The organism is Streptomyces sp. SID4985 (assembly GCF_009863025.1).
In the GTDB taxonomy this organism is placed as follows: Bacteria; Actinomycetota; Actinomycetes; order Streptomycetales; family Streptomycetaceae; genus Streptomyces.
Map to the genome: position 1 here is coordinate 1 of NZ_WWIR01000201.1, position 10,567 is coordinate 10,567.

The following is a 10,567-nucleotide window of genomic DNA, read 5'->3' on the forward strand; positions in this document are numbered from 1 at the left end:
GGACGGGCCGGACGGCGGCGGCTACGACAGCGACAGCGACAGCGGCGGCGGCCCGGCACGGGCGGAAGGGAGTGGACGTGAGCGACGAGCGGCGTCCCCGGCGGCGGGGACAGGGCGAGCTGGAGGGGCTGGTGCTGTCGGCCCTCCGTGAGGCGCGCGCCCCCGCGTCGGCGGGCTGGGTCCAGGAACGCCTGGGCGACGACCTCGCCTATACGACCGTGATCACCATCCTGACCCGGCTGCTGGCCAAGGGCGCGGTCACCCGCGAGCGCGCGGGCCGCTCCTTCGTCTGGACGCCGGTCTCGGACCAGGCCGGTCTCGCCGCGCACCGGATGCGCAAGGTGCTGGACGGCGAGAGCGACCGCGAGGCCGTGCTGTCCCGCTTCGTCACCTCGCTCGAACCCGACGACGAACGCGTGCTGCGCCAACTGCTGGGCCGCCTGGGCCCGGAGGGAGAAGACTGAGGTCCCATGGGAGTGTTCGTCCTCCTGCCGCTGGTGCTGCCGCTGACGGCGTGGCCGGTGGCGCGACTGGCCGAGCAGCGGCTCCATCCGCGCACCGCCACTTGGCTGTTGACCGTGACGGCCGCGGTGCTGGGCCTGTGCAGCACCGTGTGCCTCGCCCTGCTCATGGTGGTCGGCACCGCCCAACTCCCGGGCAACCCGCTGCCGGACGGCTGGTCCGACGACGAGGTGCGCGAGGCGGTGCCGTACGACGAGATCGCGGGCCAGGCCGCCATCCCGGCCCTGCTCGCCGTGGTCTCCGGCTGCGGGAGCCTGCTGTGGCGCCATCACCGGGTACGGCGACGGGCCGGGCGGAGTCTTGCGGGGCTGCCCCGGCGTACGGTCGCCGTACTGCCCGACACCGTGCCCTACGCGTTCGCCCTGCCGGATCGCGGACGGGATCGTGGACGGCGTCGCGGGCGGGGCCGGGTGGTGGTGTCGACCGGGATGCTGTCCCGGCTGACCTCCGGCGAGCGGCGGGCGCTGTTCGCCCATGAACGGGCTCATCTGACGGCACGTCACCACAGGTTCCTGCTGCTCGTCCAACTCGCCGCCCGCGCCAACCCGTTCCTGCGCCCGCTGCGTACGGTGGTCTCCTACACCGTGGAGCGGTGGGCGGACGAGGAGGCGGCCGGGGTGGTGCGCAGCCGCCGGACGGTGGCACGGGCCATCGGCAGGGCCGCGCTGATCGCGGGCGCCGCACCGGGCGTTGGACCAGGTGTCGGACCGGGCGCCGCGCTGGCCGGGTTCGCGGCACCGGGGCCCGTTCCGCGCCGGGTGGCGGCGCTGCTGCACCCGGCCCCCACCGCGCACGCGTGGCCGTCGCTGTTCACGGCCGTCGGTGTGGCGGTGTGGACGGCTGCGGCCGGGACGGCGATCTCCGCGCTGTCCTCGGCGAATTCGGCGGTGACGCTGTTCCTCGTACTGAAGGCGGCCACCCCTCTGTAGGGATGGCCGCCCGTGGCGTGCGCCCTGCTGTCAGAGGTCGAACTCGTGCGGCGGCAGGTCGAGGGTGTAGCACGCCTCGCGCACGACGGCCTGCTCGTCCTTGTCGAAGTTGCCGTCCGCGCCGCCGATCACGATGCCGATCTGGACGACGGCACGCGCCTCGGCGGGCTTCTTCTTCGCCTTGGCGACCTCCTGGAGCACGCTGACCTTGCCGAAGTCGAAGTCGGCGGTCAGCTTGTCGAGGTTGGCCTCGAACCGGCGCTGGAGGTCCATCGCGTCGAAGTTCTGCAACACCTCGTTACCGGCGATGAGTTGCGCCACCCGGCGCCGCTCGGACGGGTCCACCGTGCCGTCGGCGGCGGCCACCAGCGCGCACATCGCCATCGAGGCGTCACGGAAGGCGCCGCTCTTCAGATCGTTCTTCTTCGCCACCAGCTGCGTCTGCATGGTGGCGGCGGATTCCTTGATGCGGTCCCACAGGGCCATGAGCACTCCAGTCTCGGAAAGGTGAGGAGCCGTGCCGTGCCCGGCTCCCAAGTGTCCCCCGTCGTACGGCGTTTCTCAGTCCTCTTCGTCGCCCTCGAAGAAGTCGCCCACCTCGTCCACGACTTCGGCCGCGACCATGCCGCCCACGACACCGACGGCGAGCCCTGCCGCGCCCGCCGCGACGGCGGTGCCCATCCCGGGGCCGGAGCGGTGGTGGCCGCCGTCGTGCCCGTACGGGGCGCCATGCCCGTACGAAGCTTCGTGCCCGTACGAAGCTTCGTGGCCGTACGGAGCGCCGTGCCCGTACGAGGTCTCGTGGCCGTACGGCCCGGGGGCGGCGTACGACGCGCGCCGCTCCGCGAGTTGGCGGAACCAGCCGTCGACCACGGTGTTCCAGTCCGGCCGGTCCGCCTCGTCGTGCGAGACGGTGAACCGGGCGAGCGCGTCGTGCCCGGCGGAGAGGAAACCGCCGCGCTTGTCGGCCTCCAGGACGACCTCCATGCCGCCCGGGTCGGCGAGGAAGGTCAGCTCGAACTCCCGCACCTGGTCGGCGTACTGCGGCGCGGAGATCAGCTCGATCTCCTGGTAGAAGGGGAGTTGCTGCCCGGTGCCGCCGATGCGTCCCAACTCCAGGTCGGCCGACCGGAATCCGAAGCCCAGCTGACCCAGTGCCTCCAGAATCGCCTCCTGGACGGGCAGCGGACGTACCGCGAGCTGGTCGAGATCGCCCTTGTCCTTCGCCCCGGCGACGGCGAGTTCGGTGCGGACGCCGAGCACGATGCCGAGTGGCTGGCCATACAGCTCGGTGGCCGGTGTCTCCCACGGCAGCGTCATGCTGAACGGCACGCTCCGGCTCTCGCCCTCGCGCAGCCGGAAGCCGCCGCCCACCGTGAACCGGTCGAAGACGACCGCGCCCTCGCTCTCCCCGTGCTCGTGCTCGGCCTCGACACGGGCCACGAGTTCGAGGGTGATGTGGTCGATGTCGAAGTCGGCCTTCCCGCCCCGGAGATGGACCTGCCCCGACAGTGCGCCGCCGGGCAGCGCGGGGCCCGGGTCCAGCACCGTGTCCACGGTGGGCCCTCCCACACCGAGCGAACCGAGCAGCTTCTTGAACACCATCCGGCGTTCACTCCTTTACGTGCGAGTCACCCGCGAACCGGCGGTGACCACCGTTTTTTCTACAAGCTTGTAGAAGCATAGCGCCGGATGCGGGCCGGGAGGGGAGGAACACGGTCTCAGGGCAGCATGTCCTCGATGAGGTCGGCGGCGCGCCGGGTGCCACCCTCGGCCCGCGCCTCGGCCCGCAACTGCGCCGAACGGCGGGCGACTTCCGGATCGGTGACCAACTCGGTCAGGGCCGCCCGCAGCCGCTCGCCGGTGGCCTCGGCGGTGTCGATACGACGCGCCACGCCCAGCTCCACGAGCCGGTCGGCGTTCATGAACTGCTCGGCGCCCTGCGGCACCGCGATCATCGGAACGCCCGCCATCAGCCCCTCGCCGCAGCCGCCCATGCCCGCGTGCGTGACGAAGGCGTCCGCCTGCTCCAGGATCGCCCGCTGCGGCACCCAGGAGTGCACCTCGACGTTGGACGGGACGGCGCCCAGTTCGGCCGGGTCGGTGTACTTCCCGATCTGGAGGACGACGTGCCAGCCGGGCAACTCGCCGTAGGCCACGAGGCATTGGCGGTAGAACTCGGGCTGACGGGTGAAGGCCGAGCCGAGCGAGACCAGCAGCACGTTCTCGGCGTCTGCGGGGCGGGTCCAGTGATCCGCGTCCGTGCTCAGGTCGAAGCAGGGGCCGACGAACGTCACGGCATCGGTGTCGACCCGCTCGGCGTGCGGCTGCATCGCCCGGGAGATCAGCGCGAGGGCCCGCTCCGGACGGCCGGAGAAGGTGTCCACCTCGGTCGTGGACGCCCCGCAGTCGGCGAGCCACCGCGCGAACCGTGCCTGGTAGGCGTCGGCGCCGGGCAACTGCCGGATCTGCGGGGCGACGTCCTCCTCGTAGCCGTCCCAGGCCACATAGGTGGGGGAGAGCTGGACGAGGGGCCTGCCCTGCGACTCGGCGAGGGCGCGCGCGGCGTAGGCGCCGATGTCGTAGAGGTAGAGGTCGGCCGGGTCCGGGTCGTAGACGGCGCGGAGTCGGGGGAGTGCCTGGATCGCGTCGTCCAGGAAGAGGCTCATCGCGCCGATGGGGTCCTCGGGCCACTTGTTGTCGGCGACCGGCAACACCGAGGGGCAGGGCACGAGTTCGGCGCCGGTGGCGGTGACCAGGTCGGCCACGGCGGGGTCGTTGGCGTAGGTCACCCGGTGGCCGCGGGTGACCAGCTCGCGGATGATCTCCAGGCTCGGCAGGATGTGGCTGACGGCAGGGATGCCGACCATCGAGATGTGGGCAGGGCGGCGGGGCGCGGAAGGCGTGGGGAACATGGAAGTTCACTCATTTCTACGAGGGGTGAGGACACGGCGGGCCGGTGCGCGGGCCTCGGTGGGGGCGCACACGGGGACATGCCGGAGGAAGGCCAGGGCGCTGCCCCGAACCGCTCAGCCGTAGATCTGAGGACGCATGTCTGCGACCCTAACCGCCCGCGTGGCGCCGGGCACCCGGATTTCCGAGGGGTCCCGGTGCGGCCCCCGAAGACGTTCCGCACGCGCCGCACCGGAACCCTCGTGCAACACCCTGTTCGCCGGAATCCCCGTGAGCTACCGTCGGTAACACCTGTCGGCAGCGCTCGCCGGACTTCCCCAGGCCGTGCCGACCGCGTCCCACCATGCCCTCCCGCACCGTCAGCACCCCCCTGACGAAAGGCAGCCATGGACCACCCCACCGCTTCCACCGATCCCGGCACCCCCTCAGGGATCACCCGCCGCCACGCCCTCACCGTCACCGGTGGAGTGCTCGCGGGCGCCACGCTGGCCGCGCACGCGTTTCCCGCCTTCGCCGCCGAGTCGCAGGACGCCGACGCGATCGTCGTCGGGCACGGCCTCGCCGGACTCGTCGCGACGGCCGAACTCGCCGCCGCCGGACGCAAGGTGCTGCTCCTCGACCAGGAACCCGAGGCCAGTATCGGCGGCCAGGCGTTCTGGTCGTTCGGCGGACTGTTCTTCGTGAACTCCGACGAACAAAGGCTCATGGGCGTCAAGGACACCCATGACCTGGCCTGGCAGGACTGGCTCGGCACCGCGGGCTTCGACCGGGACGTGGACGACCCCAGGGGCCAGGACCACTGGGCCTACAAGTGGGCCCAGGCGTATGTGGACTTCGCGTCCGGCGAGAAGCGGTCGTGGCTGTCCGGGCTCGGCGTCCAGTGGTTCCCGATCGTCGGCTGGGCCGAGCGCGGCGGCGGCCTCGCGGACGGGCACGGCAACTCGGTGCCCCGCTTCCACGTCACCTGGGGAACCGGCCCGGCCGTGGTCGAGCCGTTCGAGAAGAAGGTGCGGGCGGCGGTCGCGGCCGGGAAGGTCACCTTCAAGTTCCGGCACAGAGTCGACGGCATCGTCACGACCGGCGGTGCGGTGACCGGGGTGCGCGGCGCGTTGCTGGAGCCCAGCGGCGCGGCCCGGGGCACGCCCAGCTCCCGTACCGTCGTCGGCGACTTCGAACTGCGCGCCCCGGTCGTGATCGTCACCTCCGGCGGCATCGGCGCCAACCACGACCTGGTGCGCCAGAACTGGCCCACACGGCTCGGCACCCCACCGAAATCCATGATCACTGGTGTGCCCGCACATGTGGACGGCCGGATGCTCGCCATCACCGAGCGCGCGGGCGGCCGGATCGTCAACCCGGACCGCATGTGGCACTACACCGAGGGACTGCGCAACTACGCCCCCATCTGGCCCGACCATGGCATCCGCATCCTGCCGGGGCCGTCCTCCATGTGGTTCGACGCCACAGGCCGCCGCTTCGGCGCACCCGACATCCCCGGCTACGACACCCTGCACACCCTCGGGTCGATCACCGCGAGCGGGTACGACTACTCGTGGTTCGTCACCACACAGAAGATCATCGCCAAGGAGTTCGCGCTCTCCGGCTCCGAGCAGAACCCGGACCTCACCAACAAGAACGTCTGGCAGCTGCTCTCCCGGATCTGGCAGACCCCGGAGCCGATCGAGAAGTTCAAGAAGAACGGCGCGGACTTCGTGGTCGCCACCAGCCTGCCGGAGCTGGTCGCGGGCATGAACAAGCTCACGGGCGACAACCTGATCGACCTCGCGGACCTGAAACGGCAGATCGAGGCCCGCGACCGCGAGATCGACAACCCGTACACCAAGGACACCCAGGTCATGGGCATCCGCAACGCCCTCACCTACATCGGCGACTCGCTCAGCCGGACCGCCTCCGCGCACAGGATCCTCGACCCCTCCGCCGGGCCGCTGATCGCCGTACGGCTCAACATCCTCACCCGCAAGACCCTCGGCGGCCTCCAGACCGACCTGTCCGGGCGGGTGCTGAACGCCTCCGGCGAGCCGGTCCCCGGGCTGTACGCGGCCGGCGAGGTCGCGGGCTTCGGCGGCGGCGGGGTCCACGGCTACCGCTCCCTGGAGGGCACCTTCCTCGGCGGCTGCCTCTTCTCCGGCCGCCAGGCGGGACGCGCGGCGGCCGCGGCGACGGCGACCTGAGGGAGGCGCCGGAGATGCGGATCGGCCGAGGTCGGAGGGTGTGAAGGGGGTCGGACGAGGCCTGGGGGCGGCCCCGGTGCCGGACGAGCGGTCGACGAGGGGCGTAAACATCTGCCGGTGTCAACGCCCCGTAAGCGTGATTTTTGCGTGATCATGCTGACGGAGCGGGACAAGAAGCGGCGATTTGGCGACGACTCGGGGCATCACCGACCATTGTGCTCGGTCCCGTGCTCCGAGGACGTCAGTCCCCCGGTCCGCTCCGTGAGCCCGGTCACCACCCGTCCCCGCTCCGGTCACGGCCGGTTCCCCGAGAGGTAACACCCCGCCATGCACGTCACCGGGACCGTCCCGCCGCCGGCTCCGGCGGCCGACCCTGCCGGAACCCCTGCCGGAACCTCTGCCGGCGCCCCGGCCGGCGAACCGGGCGGCAGCGCCAGTAAGCACGCCCGCCGCTTCGGGCTGCCCGTCGCCACCGCCCTGGTCATGGGCAACATCATCGGCGGAGGCATCTTCCTGCTCCCCGCCTCCGTCGCCCCCTACGGCACGGTCAGCCTGGTCGCCCTCGGCGTCCTGACCGTCGGCGCCATCGCCCTCGCCCTGGTCTTCGGCCGGCTCGCCGAGCGCGACCCGCGCACCGGCGGCCCCTACGTCTACGCCCGCGAGGCCTTCGGCGACTTCGCGGGCTTCCTCGCGGCCTGGGCGTACTGGATCACCACCTGGGTGTCCAACGCCGCGCTCGCCGTCGCCGCCGTGGGCTACCTCGACGTACTGATCCCGGTCAGCCACCACCGCTGGACCGCGTGCCTGGCCGCGCTGGTCATCCAGTGGCTCCCGGCCCTCGCCAACTTCGCGGGCACCCGCTGGGTGGGCGCCGTGCAGCTGGTCTCCACCGTGCTGAAGTTCCTCCCGCTGCTGCTCGTCGCGGTCGGCGGCCTGTTCTTCTTCGACCCGTCCAACCTCGGCTCGTTCAACGCGGGCGGCGGCAGCGCGATCGGCGCCGTCTCCGCCTCCGCCGCCCTGCTGCTCTACTCCTACCTGGGCGTGGAGTCCGCCGCCGTCAGCGCGGGCGAGGTCCGCGACGCCCGCCGCAACGTGGGCCGCGCCACCGTCATCGGCACCGTCGGCGCCGCGCTGGTCTACCTCCTCGGCACGGTGTCCGTCTTCGGCACCGTCTCCCACAGCAACCTGGTGAAGTCGACCGCGCCGTTCTCCGACGCCGTGAACGCGATGTTCGGCGGCACCTGGGGCGGCTGGGCCGTCGCCCTGGCCGCGCTGATCTCGATGACCGGCTGCCTCAACGGCTGGACCCTGCTCAGCGCGCAGACCCCGTACGCCGCCGCGCGCGACGGGCTCTTCCCGGCCGCCTTCACCCGGCGTCGCCGGGGCGTGCCGACCGTCGGCGTCGGCGTGACGGTCGTCCTCTCCTCGCTGCTCACCGTCTACAACTTCATGGCGGGCTCCGCGCACGTCTTCGAGGTCCTGGTCCTGGTCACCACCTTCACGGCGACCGTCCCGTACCTGCTGGCCACGGCCGCGCAGCTCTACCACCTGGCCTCCGGCCGCCGCGAGGCCGTCGACAAGCGCCGCCTCATCCGTGACGCCGTGATCGCCTCGGTCGCCGCCGGATTCTCGATCTGGCTGGTCGCGGGCGCGGGCTACGCGGCGGTCTACCAGGGCGTGCTGTTCCTCTTCGTCGGCATCCTCGTCTACGCCGTGATGGCGGGACGGCGGCGCCGGGCCGAGGCCTGACGGCACCGGGTCGGCGCCTGGACACGGGCAGAGCCCGGCGGTCTCCGAAAGGGGCCGCCGGGCTCTGTCGTACGCCCGCACCCCCGGCGTCGTACCGCCGCACCCCCACGCCGCACCGGCGAACTGCACAAGCGGAGCGCCTCCTACCACTAGTGCCGGTGATCTTCCGCTGCGTAGCGTGGCACCCCGGACAACGGGCCCCACGGGGCGGAAGGCGGGGCAGACAGGTGCAGCCGACGGTCGTACTGGTCCACGGGGCCTTCGCCAACTCCTTCTCCTTCGCGCCGCTCCAGGCCGAGCTGGGCCTGCTCGGGCACCGCTCGGTCGCCGTCGACCTGCCGGGACACGGCTTCGGCGCGACGTACCCGCGCGCCTACCAGGCCCCGCAGGACCCGGAAGGACTCGCCACGACGCCCGGCGCGCTCAAGGGCGCGACCCACGCGGACAACATCGCCCATCTGATCGCGGTCCTGGAGCGGGCCAGTGCGAACGGCCCCGTCGTGCTCGTCGCGCACAGCCGGGGCGGCGTCGTCGCCACCGCCGTGGCCAACACCCGGCCCGACCTGATCGACCGGCTCGTCTACGTCGCCGCCTGGTGCCCGGTCGACCTCGAGGTCGCCGCCTACTACGCCGAGCCCGAGATGGCCGCGGTCGACCCCGACACGCTCGCCCTCGTCCTGGCCGGGAACCCGGCCGAACTCGGCCTGATCCGCGGCAACTTCCGCACCGCCGACGAGGCTGCCCTCGCCGGGCTCAAGGCCGCCTTCCTCGCGGACGGCACCGACGACGAACTCCTGGCGTTCCTCGCCACGTTCCAGCCCGACGAGAGCCTCGACGCGGGCGGCCCGGACGACCGGGCGCGCGCCGCGAGTTGGGGCCGCGTCCCGAGGACGTACGTCCGGCTCACCGGCGACGCGAGTCTGCCGCTCGCCCTCCAGGACCGGCTGATCCGCGAGGGCGACGCGCTCACCCCGGACCACCCCTTCGATGTCCGCACCCTCGACGGCAGTCATCTGCGCTGGCTGGTCCACCCAGAACCGGCGGCGCGGATGCTCGCGGAGATCGCCGGGGCGACGGTGTCGAACCCGTAAATGTCCTTACAAAGTATTGACAGTGGCCCGCGCAGGGACTTGTATCGCGGCCGACGCAACAGCAGTTCCCCTCCGTAGCACAGTGAGGTGCAGGAAAGATGGACCGCTCTTCTCGCTCGCGTTCGCGCGGACTGGCCCAGGTCGTCGCGGTGGCCGCCGCGGCCGCCCTCACCCTCGCCGGCTGCTCCAGCAGCTCCGGCGGGAAGAAGGCCGAAGGGGGAGGGACGGGCACCTCGGCGGGCAAGGCCGACACCCCCCGGATGAAGGTCGCGCTCGTCACCCACCAGGGGCCGGGCGACACCTTCTGGGACATCGTCCGCAAGGGCGCCGAGGCCGCCGCGGCCAAGGACAACATCGAACTGAGCTACTCCGCCGACCCCAGCGCGGGCACCCAGGCCAACTTCGTGCAGAACGCGATCGACCGCAAGGTGGACGGCATCGCGGTCACCCTGGCCAAGCCCGACGCCATGAAGGACGTCATAGCCAAGGCCGGCGCGGCCAAGATCCCCGTGGTCGGCCTCAACTCCGGCCTCGCCGACTGGAAGAAGCTCGGCCTCCTCCAGTTCTTCGGCCAGGACGAGTCGGTCGCGGGCGAGGCCCTCGGCAAGAAGCTGAACGAGGTCGGCGCCAAGAACGCCGTCTGCGTGATCCACGAGCAGGGCAACGTCGGCCTCACCCAGCGCTGCGACGGCGTGAAGAAGACCTTCTCCGGCAAGCTCCAGACGCTGTACGTCACCGGCACCGACATGCCGTCCGTGAAGTCGACGATCACCGTCAAGCTCAAGCAGGACAAGACCCTCGACTACATCGTCACCCTCGGCGCCCCCTTCGCGCTGACCGCCGTGCAGTCCGCCGCCGACGCGGGCAGCAAGGCCAAGGTCGCCACCTTCGACCTCAACAAGGACCTGACCGGCGCCATCCAGAAGGGCACGATCCAGTTCGCGGTCGACCAGCAGCCGTACCTCCAGGGCTATCTGGCCGTCGACTCCCTGTGGCTGTACAAGAACAACGGCAACTACAGCGGCGGCGGCGAGCAGCCCGTGCTGACCGGGCCCGCCTTCGTGGACAAGTCCAACGTGGACCGGGTCGCGGCGTTCGCGGCGAAGGGCACGCGGTGATGAGCACCGCCTCGCAGACGGGTCCGGCGGCCGCGCCGCCGGCTCCCGGCCCC

General features: G+C 71.8%; 9 protein-coding genes. 6 read left to right on the plus strand and 3 right to left on the minus strand.

All coding sequences use genetic code 11. From position 1 onward, the window contains the following. Positions 1-77 precede the first annotated feature (77 nt). Both GTW40_RS07805 and GTW40_RS07810 read left to right on the plus strand, forming a co-directional pair. Positions 78-464, plus strand: a complete 387-nt coding sequence (locus GTW40_RS07805; protein ID WP_161179420.1) for a BlaI/MecI/CopY family transcriptional regulator — start codon at positions 78-80, stop codon at positions 462-464. Between the two features lie 6 nt (positions 465-470). After that, positions 471-1,451 (plus strand): M56 family metallopeptidase, encoded by a 981-nt coding sequence (locus GTW40_RS07810; protein ID WP_161179421.1) that lies wholly within the window; start codon positions 471-473, stop codon positions 1,449-1,451. Between the two features lie 30 nt (positions 1,452-1,481). Here GTW40_RS07810 and GTW40_RS07815 read toward each other — a convergent pair whose 3' ends face one another. From GTW40_RS07815 to GTW40_RS07825, 3 genes are all read right to left on the minus strand, one after another. Next, positions 1,482-1,937, minus strand: a complete 456-nt coding sequence (locus GTW40_RS07815) for a TerB family tellurite resistance protein (protein ID WP_161179422.1) — start codon at positions 1,935-1,937, stop codon at positions 1,482-1,484. 75 nt (positions 1,938-2,012) lie between these two features. Continuing rightward, complete coding sequence (locus GTW40_RS07820) at positions 2,013-3,056, minus strand: sporulation protein (RefSeq protein WP_161179423.1); 1,044 nt, start codon at positions 3,054-3,056, stop codon at positions 2,013-2,015. Between the two features lie 116 nt (positions 3,057-3,172). Next, positions 3,173-4,366, minus strand: coding sequence for a macrolide family glycosyltransferase (locus GTW40_RS07825; protein WP_343245632.1), 1,194 nt, complete (start codon positions 4,364-4,366; stop codon positions 3,173-3,175). Positions 4,367-4,750: 384 nt separating this feature from the next. On the opposite strand from GTW40_RS07825, the gene GTW40_RS07830 reads away from it, so the two are divergent. The 4 genes from GTW40_RS07830 (at position 4,751) to GTW40_RS07845 (ending at position 10,514) form a co-directional block, all read left to right on the plus strand. Then, positions 4,751-6,556, plus strand: a complete 1,806-nt coding sequence (locus GTW40_RS07830) for an FAD-binding dehydrogenase (protein ID WP_161179424.1) — start codon at positions 4,751-4,753, stop codon at positions 6,554-6,556. A gap of 327 nt (positions 6,557-6,883) precedes the next feature. After that, positions 6,884-8,305, plus strand: coding sequence for an amino acid permease (locus GTW40_RS07835; protein WP_161179425.1), 1,422 nt, complete (start codon positions 6,884-6,886; stop codon positions 8,303-8,305). A gap of 227 nt (positions 8,306-8,532) precedes the next feature. Further along, positions 8,533-9,396, plus strand: a complete 864-nt coding sequence (locus tag GTW40_RS07840; RefSeq protein ID WP_161179426.1) for an alpha/beta fold hydrolase — start codon at positions 8,533-8,535, stop codon at positions 9,394-9,396. A gap of 98 nt (positions 9,397-9,494) precedes the next feature. Next, on the plus strand, positions 9,495-10,514 hold the full coding sequence (locus GTW40_RS07845; RefSeq protein ID WP_161179427.1) for a sugar ABC transporter substrate-binding protein: 1,020 nt from the start codon (positions 9,495-9,497) through the stop codon (positions 10,512-10,514). Positions 10,515-10,567 lie beyond the last annotated feature (53 nt).